The organism is Nocardia sp. NPDC060220 (genome assembly GCF_042727815.1).
Taxonomy (GTDB): Bacteria; Actinomycetota; Actinomycetes; order Mycobacteriales; family Mycobacteriaceae; genus Nocardia.
This window is the reverse complement of the sequence record NZ_JBHWZY010000029.1, coordinates 1-17,342: the sequence shown is the minus strand read 5'-3', so window position 1 is coordinate 17,342 and position 17,342 is coordinate 1. Positions and strand designations below refer to the sequence as shown.

The window sequence follows — 17,342 nt, the reverse complement described above, 5'->3', positions numbered from 1 at the left end:
GAGGTCTACTGTACACAAAAGATGGACTTTTGCACTAGTAGATCTTCAAAACATCCAACATTCCGAACTCACAGTCTGTTTTACCTGGCATACCAGGATGACCATCCTGCCCAGAGCCCATAAACTCACTGGTCAAAGCCGTGACAGGTGAGCATCGCGTGTAACTCTACTGCCGGTAACTGGACAGGAAATTACCGAACCGCTCGATCGCCACGGCCAGATCCCGCGCCCACGGCAGCGTCACGATTCGCAGATGGTCGTTCGCAGGCCAGTTGAAGCCGGTCCCCTGCACCATCAGGATCTTCTCCTGCAACAGCAGATCCAGCACGAGCTTCCCGTCGTCGTGGATCTCGTGCACGTTCGGATCCAACCGCGGGAACGCGTACAGCGCGCCACGCGGCTTCACACACGACACACCGGGGATCATGTTGAGCCGCTCCCACGCCACATCGCGCTGCTCGAGCAAGCGCCCGCCGGGCAGGATCAGATCGTCGATGCTCTGATGGCCGCCGAGCGCCACCTGAATGGCGTGCTGGGCGGGCACGTTCGGGCACAGCCGCGAGGACGCGAGCAGGTCGATCCCCTCCAGGAAACCGGCCGCGTGGTCCTTCGGCCCGGTGATCGCGAGCCAGCCCGAGCGGTAACCGGCCACCCGGTACGCCTTCGACAGACCGTTGAACGTCAGGCACAGCAGATCGGGAGCGAGCGAAGCCAGCGAGATGTGCTTGGCGTCGTCGTAGAGGATCTTGTCGTAGATCTCGTCGGCCAGCAGCAGCAACCGATGCTTGCGCGCCAGGTCGACGATCTGCTGCAACACCTCCGCCGAGTACACCGCACCCGTCGGATTGTTCGGGTTGATCACCAGCAGGGCCTTGGTCTTGTCGGTGATCTTCGATTCGATATCGGCGATATCGGGCTGCCAGCCGTTCTCCTCGTCGCACAGGTAGTGCACCGGAGTACCGCCGGCCAGGCTGGTCATGGCCGTCCACAGCGGGTAATCGGGGGCCGGGATCAGCACCTCGTCGCCGTTGTCGAGCAGCGCCTGCATGGTGACGGTGATCAGCTCGGACACCCCGTTGCCGAGGTAGACGTCGTCCACATCGAGCTCGGGGAAGCCCGGCACCAGCTCGTACCGGGTGACGATGGCACGCCGCGCCGACAGGATCCCCTTGGACTCGGAATACCCCTGGGCATACGGCAGCGCGGCGATGATGTCGCGCATGATCACATCGGGGGCCTCGAACCCGAACGGGGCGGGATTGCCGATGTTGAGCTTGAGAATGCGGTGGCCCTCGGCCTCCAGGCGTGCTGCCTGTGCGTGAACCGGCCCACGGATCTCGTAGACCACGTTCTGCAGTTTCGTCGACTGCTCGAGAACGCGCGGGGGCACATGCGGCGATTGAGGACTCACGCGTCCATGTTGCCATCCGGGGCAAACTCTTTCCGCCTCCCCGCGGCTATCGGCCGGGCCTGGGCCGGTGAGACGCGTGTTGACGGCTGACGGGCACCCGGCTCGTATCCGGCGAGTTACCCATGTTCGTGGGTGACCAGGCGTTACGTGATCAGCTACGGTCGGGGGTGGCTGCCGAGCGCCGCGGTCGCCACACAGAATTCTTCGATGCGTTCGTCCAAGCCGCGCGCTTCCACCGCGTCGCGATAGGTCGGGGCGGCGATGCGGCGGCGCAGGCCGACGAGGCGTTCGCCGAGCTGGGCGATGCGTTTGTCCTCGGGCAGGTCGAGGACCGGGCGCAGGGCGTCGGCGGCGCCGTCGATGCTGCCGTTGATCAGGTGGGCGGCCGCGTTGTCGACGCGGGCCAGCGATTCGGCGCCGTAGGAGCGTTGCAGAGGCGGGCCGCTCGAATAGAGGGTGATCGCGCGTTCGGTGGCGGCCAGTGCCTGTTCGGCGCGGCCGAGCTGGATACAGGTGGCGCCCGCGTAGTAGGCGGCCTTGGGCGGGCCGAAGCCGAACACCCCGCCGATCTCGTCGTGCAGTTCGTCGCGGCGGTCACCGGCCGCCACCTCGGCCGCGCGCAGGCACCGGTCGGTCTCGGCATCGCTGCCGAGCCGCGCCCACACCCTCGCCTCGATATTGAGCAGCCGCACCCGCCCCAGTCCCGGCCCGGCGAATTCCTGCCCGCTGCGCGCTAATTGGACGGCGTTGCGCGGCCGGTCGGACCAGTTCTCGATCAGCGCGTGCATGCCGCGCGTCCACGCGCGCAACCCGTTGTGCCCGCTCAGTTCCGCGTAAGCCCAAGCGGCCCTGATCTGTTCGCCTGCAGCGTCGAGGTAGCCGAGGTCGGTGCTCGCGTTGGCCAGCAGCCCGGACAGTGTCCCCGCCAGCAGATATAGGTGGCTGGTGTCGACCGGCTTCTGCTGCCCGTCGAGTAGTCGATACACCCGCCTGCGCACCCGCAGCATCTCCACCATCATCGGTGCCGGTGCGGCGTGGACGTATTCGTTGGCGATGCGCCGCACGTCGGCGTCGAGCTGGGCCAGCGTCGTGGCCCCCACATTGGTGCCCTCCGCGGCGGCCGCGTGTTCGCTGGCCTCGTGCGCAGCCGCCATGATCAACTCCCTCTCCGACAACACCTCGGGCACAGCACCTTTGACAGTTCCCGCATCGACGAACGCGAGCAGGTCGGCATCACCCGCGGGCGCCAGCAGGGTCGAGAATCGTGCGCGCACAACATCATCGGATCGGGCCAGTGACGTATCCAGCGCGGCCTGATTCACCGGACGCGGGCGAACCCGCACCCCGCCCGCCTCCCACTTCGACACCAATCGTTCGTGCACACCGAGATGAGCCGCGAACTCCCGGATGCTCATTCGTTTGGCATCGCGAAGAGCTCTGGCCTCTCTCCCTGTCCACTCCCCGACCACGGCGTCACCTCATCCGACGGACAACTCCCCCCAGAGTACGAGCGTGACAGTGAGACACGCCACAAGTTCGTGGAATCGGTTGCCAGAGGCAGTGAAAGGGCGGTGCGGGGCAGTGGTCACGCGCACGTGCGTGCGCGATTCTGGAAGCGTGGAAGCCAGAACTGTCGACGACTGGGTGCGGTGTTACCAGCGTGAATTCCGGCTGCCCGTCCGCGAGCGCGGCGGCTTTGTGATGCTGCCGATCACCGACCGGCTGTGCGTGGTGCATCTACCGACCACACGCGCCGAGAAGGTGCTCATGGCGCTGCGCGAGCAACGCTGTGAGGGTCCGGTGCTGGCGCGTCAGATCCGCTGGAGCGTGCTCGCCGTACCCGACGCCCGGCCCTCCGAGGAAGAGGCCGCCGAGCTCGCGGGGCTCGATATCGATATCCCCGGCACCGGCAGCGCCGTGATGCTGCCGACCAACCTGGGCCGCTGGAGTCGCGAGGGCTGTCACTGGGTGCGGCCGCCGTCCGGGGGCGGCGACACCCTGCCCGCGCTGTCGCTGGTGCTGAGCATCGCCGTGGCGGCGGGCCCTCAGCGGGTCTCGACCGCGCTCAGGGAATCCGGCGAGAGAGGAAAGTTGAGGTACGACCGCGACGGCGTCGGCCCCCGCTGACCCTGATACTTCGACCCGGCCTTGGCGCTGCCGTACGGGTGCTCGGCCGGGCTGGACAGCCGGATCAGGCACAGCTGCCCGATCTTCATCCCCGGCCACAGCGTGATCGGCAGATTCGCCACATTCGACAGCTCCAGGGTGATGTGCCCGCTGAACCCCGGATCGATGAAGCCCGCGGTGGAGTGCGTGAGCAGCCCGAGCCGCCCCAGACTCGACTTGCCCTCCAGCCGCCCCGCCAGATCGTCGGGCAACGAGCACACCTCGAGCGTGGACCCGAGCACGAACTCCCCCGGATGCAGCACGAACGGCTCACCCGGCTTCGGCTCGACCAGGCTGGTCAGCTCGTCCTGCTGCTGCGCCGGATCGATATGGGTGTAGCGGCTGTTGTCGAACACCCGGAACAGCCCGTCGAGGCGCACGTCGATGCTCGACGGCTGAACCATCGACTCGAGCATCGGTTCGACACCGAGACGCCCAGCGGCGATCTCGGCCCTGATGTCACGATCGGAGAGCAGCACCGGCCCAGTGTAGGCAGCTACAGCCCAGGTAGAACCCCCACCCCTACGACACCCGACCCGTACCCGCGTCACCCCGGCCACCAGCACGGGCACGATCAACACTTGCATCGCACGGCACGAGTTCTGATAGAGTCGCGAGCGCCCCCAGTGGCGCAGTGCCGATGTAGTTCAATGGTAGAACTTCTGCTTCCCAAGCAGATGGCGCGGGTTCGATTCCCGTCATCGGCTCAACGACAAAACCCCCAGGTCATCCTGGGGGTTTTGTTGTTTCTGTCAGTCTGGCCGAGGTGCTCGCAAGCGCCGATCAGGCTCGATCCCGCACCGTCGTCGCGGCGGGTTCAGCCGGTGTGCAGAGTCCGGAACTTGCTGCCGTGGAACACCAGCGGGTCGATGTCCTCACGTGCGGCGACCCGGTTCACGCGCAGGATCACCACGAGATGGTCGCCCGCGCTGACCTGCGTTTCCGGCACCCCTTCGATCCAGGCCGTCGCGCCGTCGATGAACACCGCCTCGCCGGTTCCGCGATGTAGCGCCGTTTCCCGGAAGCGGTCGCCGTTGCGGGCGCCGAGTGCCTTGGCCGCGGCCTGCTGATCGGTGCCGAGCAGGCTGAGCCCGAGGTGGCCGGCGCCGGCCAGCTTCGGCCAGGTCGACGACGAGTTCTGGACGCAGAACGAGACGAGCGGCGGGTCGAGGGAGACGGGCACGAAGGTGCTCACCGCCAAACCGTGTGGTACGCCGTCGATCTCGGCGCACACGGCCACCACACCGCTGGGGAAGTTGGCGAAGGCGCGGCGTAAGCCGTTGCCGTCGGCGGGAAAGTCCAAGAGCTCATGCATGATTCGTTGCCTCCACCGGCCGCACGGCCGGGTCTGTCAGTGCCGCGACGACGGGTCCCCATCGCCGGGCGTATTCCTCGATGACGCCGTCCTCACCGAAAGTCCGGTCGGACAGATAGAGCCCGGGCAGCGCGGCGGTGCCACCGATTTCGACCAGCACGGGCTTGAGCAGTAGATCGGGCGCGAGCGCGTGGGCCGGACCCGCGCCGAGCATCACCGGCACGGTCACCACACCGGCCAGCCCGGTGCCGCCGTCGAACTGTTCGAGGAACAGTTTCAGCAGTCCGGTGTAGGTGGCCTTGAAGGTCGGGCTGGCGAACACGACGAGCTCGGACGACACGACGGTGCGCGCGGCGGCCGCGACCGCCGGGTCGCCCCAGCCGAGCAGGCCGGGCCCGAGGGTGACCAGGTCGATCACCTGCGGCTCGGCATCAGGGCGAAGCGCCCGCGCGACCTGCACCGCCGCGGCGAGGGTGCGCGAGGCGGGTTTCGGGTTTCCGACGACGACCGTCACTGTCATGGGCTGTCCTTGTCTCGCGTGGTGGTTCTAGATGACGCCGTGCAACGGCGGTGGCCGGTTGTGCAGGACGGCCCGCCCGATGTGCTGGTATTTCCAGCGAACGGGGTCGTGCAGCGTGTGGGTGCGCGCGTTGCGCCAGAAGTGGTCGAGTCGATGGCCTGCCGCGGCGCTGCGGGTGCCGCCTACTTCGAATATCGCCGCGGACACCTCGTTCGCAGCACGATCGGCGAGGATCTTGGCCGTCGCGACCGCGATCGACGCGTGTGCGCCGCCATCGATGGAAGCATCGGGATGGGCGTCCGCCGCTTCTGCCACCGCCCTCGGCCGGACCGCCGCGTCCACCGCCGCACCCGCGACGATCAACGTCGATTCCGCGGCCGCGACAGCGACAGCCAATTCCCCGAACCGCTGAACGACCAGCGGATCGTCAGCCGCGTGCGCGACCTCGGCCTCGAACCACGGCCTACTGCGCGTGCGCACGAACTCGGCTGCTGCCGCCAGCGCGCCGCGCGCGATACCCGCGTCGATCGCGGCGTGCAGGAGCTGCGCGAACGCCCCGTATCCGGTCGGCGCGTTCACCGCGGATGCCCGCGAGACCAGCTGCTCGTGCCCGACCCTCACCGCGGCGAACTCGACCGTCCCACTGCCGGTTGTCCGCTGCCCCAGCGCATCCCAGTCGTCGACGATCCGCACCCCTGGTTCGAGCGCAGGCACGAACGCCACATACTCCCCGGGCTCCAGCCCTGAAATACCCTGCGGGTCGTCGAGTCTGGTCAATACGGCGAGCACGTCGGCGAACAGAGACCCCGTGCAGTAGTACTTCGTCCCCTCGACCACGAACCGCCGAGCCTCGATACGCGCCGCATCGGCACCGCCCGTGACAACGGCCCGCGACGACTCGGCATCGCCCGCGCTCGTCTCGTCGTCCAGCCGCAGCACCGTCGAAATGTCGGCCACCGTCGCCCCACTCCGCTCGGACTGCGCGTTAGCGATCCGCGCACCCGCGAGCACCTTGCCGAAGTAGTCGCGTTGCTGGGCCCGAGTTCCGGCCAGTCGCAACAGGTTCAGATACACGAAGTGACTGTGCGGCACCTGCGCGATGTTCGGATCGGCCGCGGCCAGGATTCGCACCACTTCGGCGACCACGCTCGGCGGCAGGTCCGCCCCGCCGAACTCGGCGGGCACCGTGATCGCGAGCAACCCACTGGCCGAAAGCTGATCGAGCTCTTCGTGCGGCAGCCGACGCGAGAGATCACGCTCGGCGGCGCCGGCGGCGAACAGCTCGGCCAACTCGGTCGCGATCCGCACCGCCTGGTCTGCCGTGGTGATCCGCTCGGCGGTCACCACCGTCATCAGCGTCCCGCCGCGACCGGCGTCGCGGCGGCCTCCAGTTCACGCACCAGTGGCAGCACCTTGGCGCCGAAGTACTCGACCTCTTCCTGGAAGTGCAGGAAGCCGGCCAGGATCAGGTCGACGCCGAGCGCCCGGTAGGCCACGATCCGCTCGGCGATCTGTTCGGGCGTGCCGATCAGCCCGGTCCGGAATCCGTCGTTGTACTGGACCAGGTCCTCGAAGGTGGAGTCGGCCCACATGCCCTTGCGGTCACCGGTGGACGCGCCTGCCTGCTGCACCGCGTCGCGGAACCCTTGCACCGCGGGCTTGTTCGCCTTCTCGACGATCTCGCGCAGGGTGTCGCGCGCTTCCTTCTCGGTGTCGCGGGCGATGATGAACCCGTTGAGCCCGAACTTCACCTCGCGATCGTTTTCCCTGGCCACCGCGCGCAGATCGTCCAATTGCTCGGTGACGCCGTCGAAGTCCTTGCCGTTGGAGAAGTACCAGTCGGCATGGCGGCCGCCGTTGCGCCGGGCCGCCGTCGAGTTACCACCTTGGAAGAGTTCGGGATTGGGGCGTTCGGGGGTGTTGAGCGGCTTCGGCTTCAAGGTGAAGTCCCGGATCCGGTAGAAGTCGCCGCCGAAGTTCACCGCGTCCTCGGTCCAGATCTTGCGGATCACCTCGAGGAACTCGGCGCTGCGCCGGTACCGCTCGTCGTGTTCGAGCCACGGCTCACCGAGCGCCTTGAACTCGCCGGCGAACCACCCCGACACCACGTTGATCGCGAACCGCCCGCCGGACAGATGGTCGGCCGTGGCACCGAACTTGGCCAGTACCGCCGGATGCCACAGCCCGGGGTGGATGGCGGCGATCACCTTGAGCCGCTCGGTGGCGGCGAGCAGCGCGAGGCTGAACGAGGTCGACTCGTGCTGGAACTCGGCACCGTAGGAAGCGGTGTAGCGCACCTGGGTGAGCGCGTAGTCGAAACCGTTGCGCTCCGCGGTCTGGGCGAGCTTCTTGTTGTAGTCGAAGTCCCAGCTGGTGCGCTGCTCGATATCGCTGGTCACCAGTCCGCCACTGACGTTGGGTACCCAGTAGGCGAACGAGACCTGGTCGGCGATTCTCTCCGTGGTCACGGGCAGTTCCTCCTCGTCGTCGGCTGTTCCAGTGCAACACCGGCAGCCGACCCCGACGAGGGTTTGAATCGGCGCGATCGATACGGGCGCGGGTCAGCTGCCCACGCGCACGCAGTCCGCCGCGATCTTCGACTGCGCCGCACTCACCTTGGCCGCGTCGCCCTCACTGAGCAGCTTGGCCGGATCGTCGGACTTCGCGTTCGACACCATCACCCGCAGCCCGTCCTGCGACATTCCGGAGTCGAGGAACACCTGCGCGGCGCAGTCGGCCAGCGCGGGATTGCTCAAACCCTTGTCCTGCAACGATTTCGACAGCTCGGCCTGAGTAACCGCCGGTGCTTCGTCGCTACTGCCACAGGCCGCCAGCACGGGCAGCGCGAGCAGCGCCGCGGCCATCAGACAGATCCGCATTCGGTGAGTCCTCTCGATCGTCGCGCGCCGACGACGCGCGATGCGGTTCGGATCATGCCGCACCATCGTCCGCGTGGCCACCCACTCGAACTGACTCGCGAGTAAGATAGCGATATGGGAGACCACATCGCCGTCCGCTTCGACAACAACCGCGCCTATGTCGAGCTGAACAGGCCCGGCAAACACAACGGGCTTACTTTGGAAATGCTCCGCGATCTTGTCGACGCGGCCCGAAAGGTGGCCGACCACAAGACAACCCGCGCCGTCATCATCACCGGGAACGGCCCGAGTTTCAGTAGCGGCCTCGATATCGCGGCCGCCACTCGCAATCCGGTGGCTATCGTCAGAGAATTCCTTCCGCGGCCGTTGCGCGGCACCAACACCTTCCAGGAAGCCTGCTGGGCCTGGCGCCGCCTCGACGTCCCGGTGATCGCCGCGGTCCATGGGCGCTGCTTCGGTGGCGGCCTCCAGATCGCACTGGCCGCCGACTTCCGGATCGCCGCCCCCACGACCGAATTCTCGGTGATGGAAGCGGCCCACGGCCTGATTCCCGATATGACAGGCCCCGCCACATTGTCACAGCTCATCGGCATCGACCAGGCCATGCTGCTGGCCATGACGGCCGACCCGATCGACGCCGATTACGCGTTGCGCATCGGCCTGATCACCGATGTCGCCGACGACCCGGTGAAGGCCGCGCAAGCCCTCGCCGACCGCGTCACCGCCCGCGACCGGAACGCCGTGGCCGCCGCCAAGCACCTGTTCGACCGTTCGTGGCACCGCAGTTCGCGCGCCACCTTCGCCGCCGAGCGAATGGCCCAACTGCCATTGCTGCTGCGTAAGGCCATGAGTAGTAGCGACTGACAAGCAATCGACCTGCGAATTCATGTCAGCTACCCACCGGATGTACCGCACATCACTGTTAGCGGCTGTTAGCATCGCTTCGATCGCTGACCAGTCGAAGAGTGGTACGTGACGGCAAACCCGGAACGTTCCCGGATTTCGGCCCGACCCGGAGGCTCGAGCACCTGTGAACAAGACCGGATCCATCCTGCTCTCCGCACTCGCAGGTACTACGGCCTTGCTGATGAGCACAGCACCTCCCGCCGTCGCGAACCCGAACGCCATCAACCCGATTCCCGTTCTCAACGGGACCAACGGCCTGCCCGTCCTGCACGGGCGCACCCAGGCGGTGTTCCAGGTCACGGGCATGGCCAGCCCCAACAACACCCAGAACTACAACGTCCTCGGCACCGACCTCGGCATCATGTGGGACAACGGGCGCGGCGAGATGCTCACCGCCTTCGGCGACACCGCGGGCATCGGCTTCCCCAACCTGCTCGCGGGCAGCACCTGGGCGTGGCGTTCGAACATCCTGGTCCGCAGCCACGACCAGAACCCGGCCGACGGAGTCATGTTCGACAGTGTCGTGCGCGATGTCATCGGCCAGGCGCGCGACCTGATCCCCAGCCCCAAGATCCCCTTCCTCGAGATCAGCCGCATCCCCACCGCGGGCATCTCGGCCAACGGCGTGCAGTACATGTCGCTGATGTCGGTGAAGACCTGGGACGCCCCCGGTGAGTGGACCACGAGCTTCTCCGGCCTGGCCGCGTCGGCCGACAACGGGGAGACCTGGGCCGATCTCGGCCACACCCGCCGTCCCGACGAGGGCGGCAACGCCAACTTCCAGATGAACAGCTTCGTGAAGGACGGCGGCTTCGTCTACGAATACGGCACCCGCGCCGGCCGCAACAACGAGGCCTTCATCGCCCGCGTTCCCGAAGCCCAGATCGAAAACCTCGCCGCCTACGAGTACTGGGACGGCCACGAGTGGAAGCTCAACGACGTGAACGCGGCAGCCCCCATCATGGGCGGCGTCGGCGAACTCTCGGTGATGTACAACGAGTACCTCGGCCAGTTCATCTCCCTCACCACCGACCCGTTCAACTCCATCGTGATGCGCCGCGCGGCTTCTCCCGCGGGCCCGTGGAGCGCTCCCGAAGTCCTGATCGACGCCCGTGAACTCCCCACCGCGTACGCCCCGTCGATCTTCCCGTACCAAACCGGCCGCGACCTGTACTTCATGACCACCATCCACACCCAGTACAACGTCGTATTGATGCGCACCACCCTCTGACGGCGTTCGCCGGTCCTACACTCGACTCATGGACGCGGCGGATTGGGATGCGCGGTACGCGCGGAGTGAATTGGTCTGGGGCGCACCGCCGAACAGCACTGTTGTCGAACACGTCTACGGGCTGGACCGCCGGATCTCCCTGCTTCCCGACGAGTCGGGGGTGGTGCCGCCGCTTCCCCGTGCCCTCGATCTGGCCTGCGGCGAGGGTCGTCACGCCCTCTGGCTGGCCACCCATGGGTGGCAGGTGACAGCTGTCGACTTCTCCCAGGTGGGGATCGACAAGGGCCGGACAGTCGCGGCTCGCCTGTCGCGATCGGTCCGCTCCCGGGTGCACTGGCAGACGGCCGATATCACCGACCTCGAGGCCGCCGACATCACCGGCCCGTTCGAGCTGATCCTCATGGTGTTCGTCCACCTCCCCGCCGACGAGCGCCGCACTCTGCTGCACCAGCTGTCCGCCATGCTCGCCCCCGGCGGCATGCTCCTGGTCCTCGGTCACGCCGCTCGCAACATCGCCGACGGCTACGGCGGCCCGCAGGAACCGGAGATCCTGTTCTCGCCCGAAGACCTCCGCGACGACCTGGCCCGCGACGACGTCACCATCACTGTCGCCCACGAGGTCTTCCGTCCCACCGAAGGTCCTGACGCCATAGATTCCCTGCTCATCGCGGAACGCCCGGTCCCAGAGCCCACCGTCTGATCACTGCGCCCAGCGGGCGAACCAGGGGGCAACGGTCGCCGCGATGACGTCGAATCCGGTGCGGAACGAGTGCGCCTGCTTGGGGATCACGCGCACTTCGGCGGCGTCGGCGGCGTCGGGCACCCCGAACGGGTCGCTACCCCCGTTGATGACCACCACCGCGATGTCCCCAGGCGCCAGCAGTTCATCGCGCCTGCTCTTCTCGGGCTTGCCCGGCGGATGGAGCGGGAACGACAGCGCGATCACACCCCGTGCGCCGACCTCCACGGCCGTCCGGCATGCCACCCGGGCCCCGTTGCTGCGACCCCCCTGAACAATCGGTACTCCGGGGAACCGGGCCTTCAAAGCCGCGACGACCTCGAGCCAGGCCTCGTCCTGTTTCTCCGCGTTCCCCGGTGCCCGCCGCCCGGCAACCCGATAGGGCTGCACCACCCGAGCTACCGCCCCGCCCGCTTCGACGGCCGAGTCACGCACGGCCAGAATGTCTTTCGCATCGACACCGCCACCGGCTCCGTGCGTGATCACCAGCAGGAACGCCGGATCACCCACCTCGTCGAGCTCGATCTCGGCCGGTCCCACAGTCGTCTCGATGCGCACATCTCACGGTAGCCCCGGGGTCGCGGCGAGCAACGTTTCCGCAGCCGCGCGTGTTTTTCACATCACATTGCTGCCCACCCCTTTGCCGAGACGATTACCCACCGGTAATATGGTGAATAAGTTACCCGCGAGTAGCATGCGGAAAACCGGCGACGGGCGGGAACGGCACACCACCGACCGCACCAGAACTCAATGGAGAGTGAGTACTCACATGGGCCACTACAAGGCAAACGTTCGCGACCTCGAGTTCAACCTCTTCGAGGTCCTCGGCATCGACAAGGTGCTCGACGCAGGCGCCTTCGGCGACCTGGACACCGACACCGTCAAGGAAATGCTCTCCGAGGTCCGCCGCCTGGCCGAGGGCCCGCTGGCCGAGTCCTTCGCCGACGCCGACCGCAACCCGCCCGTGTTCGACCCGAACACCCACACCGTCGCCATCCCCGAGTCCTTCAAGAAGTCCTACAAGGCGCTCGAAGACGGCGAGTGGGCCAAGGTCCCGCTGAACGAGGAGCTCGGTGGCCTCGGCGCCCCGTCCGCCGTCGCGTGGGCCCTGTCGGAGATGGTGCTCGGCGCCAACCCGCCCATCCAGATGTACGCCGCGGGCGCGGGCTTCGCGCAGGTGTTCTTCAACAACGGCACCGAAGAGCAGAAGAAGTGGGCGGCCAAGATCGCCGACCGCAACTGGGGCGCCACCATGGTGCTGACCGAGCCCGACGCCGGTTCCGACGTCGGCGCCGGCCGCGCCAAGGCGATCAAGCAGGAAGACGGCACCTGGCACATCGAGGGTGTCAAGCGCTTCATCACCTCGGGTGATTCCGACGACATGTTCGAGAACATCATGCACCTGGTGCTGGCTCGCCCCGAGGGCGCCGGACCGGGCACCAAGGGCCTGTCGCTGTTCTACGTGCCCAAGACCCACTTCGACTTCGAGACCGAGACCTACGGCGACCGCAACGGCGTCTTCGTCACCAACGTCGAGCACAAGATGGGCATCAAGGCCTCGGCCACCTGTGAGGTCACCTTCGGCGGCCACGGCGTGCCCGCCAAGGGCTGGCTGGTCGGCGAGGTGCACAACGGCATCGCGCAGATGTTCGACGTCATCGAGAACGCTCGCATGATGGTGGGCACCAAGGCCATCGCGACCCTGTCGACCGGTTACCTGAACGCGCTGGAGTACGCCAAGACCCGCGTCCAGGGTGCCGACCTGACCCAGATGACCGACAAGGCCGCGCCCCGCGTGACCATCACCCACCACCCGGACGTGCGTCGTTCGCTGGCCACCCAGAAGGCATACGCCGAGGGCCTGCGCGCGATCTACCTCTACACCGCCGCGCACCAGAACCCGGAAATCGCCGAGGTCGTCTCGGGTGCCGACAAGGACGTCGCGTTCCGCGTGAACGACCTGCTGCTCCCGATCGTGAAGGGCGTCGGCTCCGAGCGCGCCTACCAGTACCTGACCGATTCGCTGCAGACCTTCGGTGGCTCGGGCTTCCTGCAGGACTACCCGATCGAGCAGTACATCCGCGACGCGAAGATCGACTCCCTCTACGAGGGCACCACCGCCATCCAGGCGCAGGACTTCTTCTTCCGCAAGATCGCGCGTGACCGCGGTGTGGCCCTGGCCCACGTGGCGGGCCAGATCCAGAAGTTCCTGGAGTCCGACTCGGCCAACGAGCGTCTCAAGGGCGAGCGCAAGCTGCTCGCCACCGCGCTCGAGGACGTGCAGACCATGGCCGCCACCCTGACCGGCCACCTGATGGGCGCGCAGGAGCAGCCGACCGAGCTGTACAAGGTCGGCCTGGGTTCGGTGCGGTTCCTGATGTCGGTCGGCGACCTGTTCATCGGCTGGATGCTGCTGAACCAGGCCGAGATCGCGCTGGCCGCCCTCGACAACGGCGCCACCGGCTCCGACGTCGCCTTCTACACCGGCAAGGTCGCCTCGGCGCAGTTCTTCGCCCGCAACGTCCTGCCCGAGCTGACCGCCACCCGCGCGATCCTCGCCAACCTGGACAACGACATCATGGAACTGGACGAGGCCGCCTTCTGAGGTTTCTCACCTGATCCACGCAAAAACGGGCCGGAGCATTCAGCTCCGGCCCGTTTTGTCTCCCTCACGGGACGGTGTGTCGCGCGATTCTAAGCGGAGCCGCTACCGAGTGCCGCGAGCGTCGTGAGGAAGTACATCAGGCCATCCATGAAAAATCTCCTTCGAAGTGGGTCGGCCATTCCTATCACGGGCTGGTTACGTACAACCTTGACGAGATGAACGCCGAGCGAACATGCCCGCTCAGTCTGCTTTCGACGCGGTGAGCACCCGGACCCAGCGGGCGGACGCGCTCGGCGGTCGTGCCGCCGAACAGCTTCTTCGGACGCCGGTTCACCGCCGTCCGGCGACCCACCCGGCGTACCCTGGGATCTACCGTCGGTCGGGGTGAGGCTCGGGGGTTGGGATGGCTGAAAGCACGGCGCTCAGTGTGTATTTGCGCGAACGACGGCTGGCCGCGGGACTCGCGCGGACCGAGCTCGCCCACCGCACACAGCTCGCACCACTCCTGATCAGCCAGATCGAATCCGGGACCCTCGTCCCGAATCCCGCCATGCTGCAACGACTTTTCGACGGCCTGGACGTGCCACTCTGGTATCGCAAGCCCATCCTGGTTCTCGGATTACCTGCCGTCGAATCCGGCGCAGCCCCTACCGCTCCGTCGGCCGAAGACCTCGCCGACCTCGCCAGCCTCACCCACCCCGCCTGCCTCACGCGCTTCCCCACCATGGACATGCTCGCCGCGAACTCCGACTATCAGCGCCTCTTCCCCGGTCTCGGCGCCGGCGTGAACGTGCTCGAGTGGATGTTCCTCAACCCCGTGGCGAAGAAGGTCTACCTCGACTGGACCACCGAAGCCCAGCTCCTGGTCCACGCCTTCCGCATGCTCGCCCCCCTCGCCCCCACCCAGCGCGTCACCGCCATCACCGAATCGTGCGGTCAGTCCCCCGACTGGGATCCGATCTGGACCAGCGAGGTTCGCCCACAGGACATCGCGCGGCGCCACCTGCGCCTGCGCGAACGCAGCACCGGGTTGGAGCGCCGCATGATGCTGCGCATCTACGACCCCGCGTTCCCGAGCCGCCCCTGGTGGCTGTACCGCCTGATCCCGGTGCGGTGAAACAGAGCGAGGCCCCCATCGCCGCAGCGACAGGGGCCCGCGAATCCTCGGGAGTTACTCGGCAGCCTCGCCCGACCCGGACGTCAGCTGCTCCAGCAGCGCGGCGAGACCGTCGGCGGACCCGGTCTCGGCCTCTTCCTCGACAACGTCTTCGGCTTCCTCGCCCGACCCCGAGGTCAGCGAGGCCAGGATCGCGGCCAGCTGCTCCGACGACCCGGTGCTGGGTGCGGGCTCTTCCGCCGACGCCGTACCCGCACCGAGTACGGCGATGCTCGCCGCCGCAGCCATAGCCACACCGAAGACACGAATCTTGCTCATTGTGAACCCCTCGTTGTTCAGATTTGCCGCGGATTTCCGCCGCACAAGATGTCTAACAGCGAAGGAACCCCCGCCAGAAGACCGATGAAAGGGGGGCAAGACAAATCCTCAGGAGGCCAACAGGCCCGCCACCAGCTGAATCAAGTTCGTCAACCCCCACAACACCGGCGTAGCCGAGCCCGTCGACCATTCCTCCGCGATACCCGTTCCCATACTCGAAACCCCTTGTTACTCATATCCTCACCGGCAAACGTCCCGACAGAGATCATAGTGAGTCACCCGATACGAAATCGGCGGCGGTACTCGTTGGGGGTCGTATCGAGCTGGCGACGGAAAGCGCGAGCGAGCGTGTCGATGGTGTTGAAACCGCAAGCGGCAGCGATCCGTTGGAGCGTTTCGTCGCTCGTCTCGAGCCGGTGGCGCGCCACTTCCACCCGCGCCGACTCGATATAGGCCGCGGGCGTCATCCCGAGTTCGGTGCGAAAGATGCGCGTGAGCTGACGTTCACTGACATGGACCTGCTCGGCGAGGTCGGTCACCGTGAGCGGTTTCGCGATATTGCGCGCGATGTAGTGCCGCAGATCCTCGATCCGGCGCGTGGTCGACACCGGCTCGAGCGACACACTGAACTGACTCTGCCCACTCGGCCGTTTCAGATACATCACCAGCTGGCGAGCAACCCGCAACGCCAATTCGTCCCCGAAATCGTCGGCCACCAAGGCCAGCGTGAGATCCAGGCACGCGGTGAGTCCCGCTCCGGTCCAGACATTTTCGTCGCGAATGTAGATCGGGTCCGCGTCGACGACGACCTCCGGATGCTCGGCGGCCAATTGCTGCGCGGTCGACCAATGTGTGGTCGCTCGCTTCCCGTCGAGCAGCCCCGCAGCCGCCAGAATATGCGCACCGACGCACACCGAAGCCACCCGCCGAGCACCCTCGGCCAACCGCGACATGGCCGCGACCACCCCCGGATCGACCACCGCGCTGACCCGCCGATGACTGTCCGTCTCCACCGCCCCCGGCACCACCACCGTGTCCACCCGCCCCAGCTCGGCGAACGTCACATCCGGCAGAATCCGCACTCCCGCCGAGGTGGTCACCGCCTCCAGCGACTCGGCGGCCAGCACCACCCGATACCCCGTCGGTTCGTCCATCTCCCGCTGCAACAGCGAGAACACCTCCGGCGGCCCCGTGACATCCAGCAGATCCACCTGATCGAACAACACGATCACCACGAGCCGCTCAGTCACCCACTACCTCCATGTCCGAATCTGCAGATTACATGGCATTGCCGACATCACACGGCTTCCATACCGTGGATCCCATGACCTCCACGACCCTGCGCGAACTCAACGGCTTCGACGAAACCCCCGCCTCCTTGACCAACTCCACCCTGATCTTGGTCGACTACCAGAACACCTACACCCAGGGCGTCATGGAACTGACCGGCTGGGAACCCGCCCTCGACGCGGCGACCGAACTCCTCACCGCGGCCAGGGCAGCGGGCACCCCCGTCATCCACGTCATCAACGACGGCGGCAAAGACGCCCCCTACGACATCACCACCGACATCGGCCGAATCCATCCCCAACTGTCCCCAACCTCGAACGAACCCACCGTCGTCAAATCCGTCCCCAACGCCTTCGTGAACACCGACCTCGCCGATTTGGTCGACGCCGCAGGCAACACCAACCTCATCATCGCCGGCTTCATGACCCACATGTGCGTCACCTTCACCACCGAAGGCGCCTTCCTCCGAGGCAACACCCCCACCGTGGTCGCCAACGCCTGCGCCACCCGTCCCCTGGGCGACATCCCCGAAGCTCAACTCCACACCAGCGCCCTGGCCACCATCACCGACCTCTACGGCATCGTCGTCCCCACCCCCACCCACCTCAGCTCTTGATCCCGCTCGACTCCAAGTGCGGAAACGACGAAACGGCCCGCACCCCGGTCATGGGGTGCGGGCCGAGCACTGATTCCAGTGCACACCAGTTCCGTCGCGAAACTGTCGATTCTGATCTGTCAGACGCGGTTGGGCGGGTAGCCGGTACCGGACTGGAACAGGTCACGATAGATCCAGAAGAACTCGGAGTCCTCCGCGAAAAACGCGGTGGCACCGGACATCCCGGATT

The 17,342-nt window shown here is 66.7% G+C and carries 18 protein-coding genes and 1 tRNA gene; 8 read left to right on the top strand and 11 right to left on the bottom strand.

Annotation, left to right across the window (positions count from 1 at the left end; translation table 11 throughout):
- Positions 1–166: 166 nt before the first annotated feature.
- Positions 167–1,411 carry a pyridoxal phosphate-dependent aminotransferase gene (locus tag ACFWF3_RS02950; protein WP_378996913.1) on the bottom strand — a complete coding sequence of 415 codons (1,245 nt, stop codon included), beginning with the start codon at positions 1,409–1,411 and terminating at the stop codon, positions 167–169.
- 155 nt (positions 1,412–1,566) lie between these two features.
- Entirely contained in the window at positions 1,567–2,826 is a 1,260-nt protein-coding gene (locus ACFWF3_RS02945) for a helix-turn-helix domain-containing protein (RefSeq protein ID WP_378996910.1), read from the bottom strand.
- 202 nt (positions 2,827–3,028) lie between these two features.
- Here ACFWF3_RS02945 and ACFWF3_RS02940 point away from each other — a divergent pair, with 202 nt between their 5' ends.
- Positions 3,029–3,538, top strand: coding sequence for a hypothetical protein (locus ACFWF3_RS02940; protein WP_378635220.1), 510 nt, complete (start codon positions 3,029–3,031; stop codon positions 3,536–3,538).
- Here the strand turns inward: ACFWF3_RS02940 and dcd are convergent.
- Positions 3,457–4,056, bottom strand: a complete 600-nt coding sequence (gene dcd, locus ACFWF3_RS02935; protein WP_067455312.1) for a dCTP deaminase — start codon at positions 4,054–4,056, stop codon at positions 3,457–3,459. The genes ACFWF3_RS02940 and dcd overlap by 82 nt on opposite strands.
- Positions 4,057–4,213: 157 nt before the next feature.
- Here dcd and ACFWF3_RS02930 point away from each other — a divergent pair.
- Positions 4,214–4,284: transfer RNA gene (locus ACFWF3_RS02930), tRNA-Gly, on the top strand.
- A gap of 110 nt (positions 4,285–4,394) precedes the next feature.
- Here the strand turns inward: ACFWF3_RS02930 and ACFWF3_RS02925 are convergent.
- The 5 genes from ACFWF3_RS02925 to ACFWF3_RS02905 all read right to left on the bottom strand — a co-directional run bounded on the left by ACFWF3_RS02925 (position 4,395) and on the right by ACFWF3_RS02905 (position 8,291).
- Complete coding sequence (locus tag ACFWF3_RS02925) at positions 4,395–4,892, bottom strand: flavin reductase family protein (RefSeq protein WP_194829384.1); 498 nt, start codon at positions 4,890–4,892, stop codon at positions 4,395–4,397.
- Positions 4,885–5,412 carry an NADPH-dependent FMN reductase gene (locus ACFWF3_RS02920; RefSeq protein ID WP_379312211.1) on the bottom strand — a complete coding sequence of 176 codons (528 nt, stop codon included), beginning with the start codon at positions 5,410–5,412 and terminating at the stop codon, positions 4,885–4,887. Before ACFWF3_RS02920 ends, ACFWF3_RS02925 begins: the two co-directional genes overlap by 8 nt.
- Positions 5,413–5,439: 27 nt before the next feature.
- On the bottom strand, positions 5,440–6,765 hold the full coding sequence (locus ACFWF3_RS02915) for an acyl-CoA dehydrogenase family protein (RefSeq protein WP_379312210.1): 1,326 nt from the start codon (positions 6,763–6,765) through the stop codon (positions 5,440–5,442).
- Positions 6,765–7,880, bottom strand: a complete 1,116-nt coding sequence (gene sfnG / locus ACFWF3_RS02910; RefSeq protein ID WP_358067178.1) for a dimethylsulfone monooxygenase SfnG — start codon at positions 7,878–7,880, stop codon at positions 6,765–6,767. Before sfnG ends, ACFWF3_RS02915 begins: the two co-directional genes overlap by 1 nt.
- Before the next feature lie 93 nt (positions 7,881–7,973).
- Positions 7,974–8,291: a hypothetical protein gene (locus tag ACFWF3_RS02905; protein ID WP_378989142.1), complete on the bottom strand. Its 318-nt coding sequence runs from the start codon at positions 8,289–8,291 to the stop codon at positions 7,974–7,976.
- Between the two features lie 114 nt (positions 8,292–8,405).
- Here ACFWF3_RS02905 and ACFWF3_RS02900 point away from each other — a divergent pair, with 114 nt between their 5' ends.
- The 3 genes from ACFWF3_RS02900 (at position 8,406) to ACFWF3_RS02890 (ending at position 11,128) form a co-directional block, all read left to right on the top strand.
- Entirely contained in the window at positions 8,406–9,155 is a 750-nt protein-coding gene (locus ACFWF3_RS02900) for a crotonase/enoyl-CoA hydratase family protein (protein ID WP_379312209.1), read from the top strand.
- 223 nt (positions 9,156–9,378) lie between these two features.
- Entirely contained in the window at positions 9,379–10,428 is a 1,050-nt protein-coding gene (locus ACFWF3_RS02895; protein WP_378989144.1) for a DUF4185 domain-containing protein, read from the top strand.
- A 28-nt stretch (positions 10,429–10,456) separates the two neighbouring features.
- Positions 10,457–11,128, top strand: coding sequence for a class I SAM-dependent methyltransferase (locus ACFWF3_RS02890; protein WP_379312208.1), 672 nt, complete (start codon positions 10,457–10,459; stop codon positions 11,126–11,128).
- Here ACFWF3_RS02890 and ACFWF3_RS02885 read toward each other — a convergent pair whose 3' ends face one another.
- Positions 11,129–11,725: an alpha/beta family hydrolase gene (locus ACFWF3_RS02885; protein ID WP_378989146.1), complete on the bottom strand. Its 597-nt coding sequence runs from the start codon at positions 11,723–11,725 to the stop codon at positions 11,129–11,131. It lies immediately after the preceding gene.
- Positions 11,726–11,936: 211 nt separating this feature from the next.
- Here ACFWF3_RS02885 and ACFWF3_RS02880 point away from each other — a divergent pair, with 211 nt between their 5' ends.
- Positions 11,937–13,772, top strand: coding sequence for an acyl-CoA dehydrogenase (locus ACFWF3_RS02880; protein WP_378989528.1), 1,836 nt, complete (start codon positions 11,937–11,939; stop codon positions 13,770–13,772).
- 403 nt (positions 13,773–14,175) lie between these two features.
- Complete coding sequence (locus ACFWF3_RS02875; protein WP_378989147.1) at positions 14,176–14,889, top strand: helix-turn-helix domain-containing protein; 714 nt, start codon at positions 14,176–14,178, stop codon at positions 14,887–14,889.
- A 54-nt stretch (positions 14,890–14,943) separates the two neighbouring features.
- Here the strand turns inward: ACFWF3_RS02875 and ACFWF3_RS02870 are convergent, their stop codons facing one another.
- Both ACFWF3_RS02870 and ACFWF3_RS02865 read right to left on the bottom strand, forming a co-directional pair.
- The gene (locus ACFWF3_RS02870) at positions 14,944–15,207 is read right to left on the bottom strand and encodes a hypothetical protein (RefSeq protein ID WP_194829395.1); all 264 of its coding nucleotides are present in this window, start codon (positions 15,205–15,207) and stop codon (positions 14,944–14,946) included.
- Between the two features lie 275 nt (positions 15,208–15,482).
- Positions 15,483–16,457, bottom strand: a complete 975-nt coding sequence (locus tag ACFWF3_RS02865) for a GlxA family transcriptional regulator (protein WP_379312207.1) — start codon at positions 16,455–16,457, stop codon at positions 15,483–15,485.
- Between the two features lie 74 nt (positions 16,458–16,531).
- Here ACFWF3_RS02865 and ACFWF3_RS02860 point away from each other — a divergent pair, with 74 nt between their 5' ends.
- On the top strand, positions 16,532–17,113 hold the full coding sequence (locus tag ACFWF3_RS02860; protein WP_379312206.1) for a cysteine hydrolase family protein: 582 nt from the start codon (positions 16,532–16,534) through the stop codon (positions 17,111–17,113).
- The last annotated feature ends 229 nt before the right edge of the window (positions 17,114–17,342 follow it).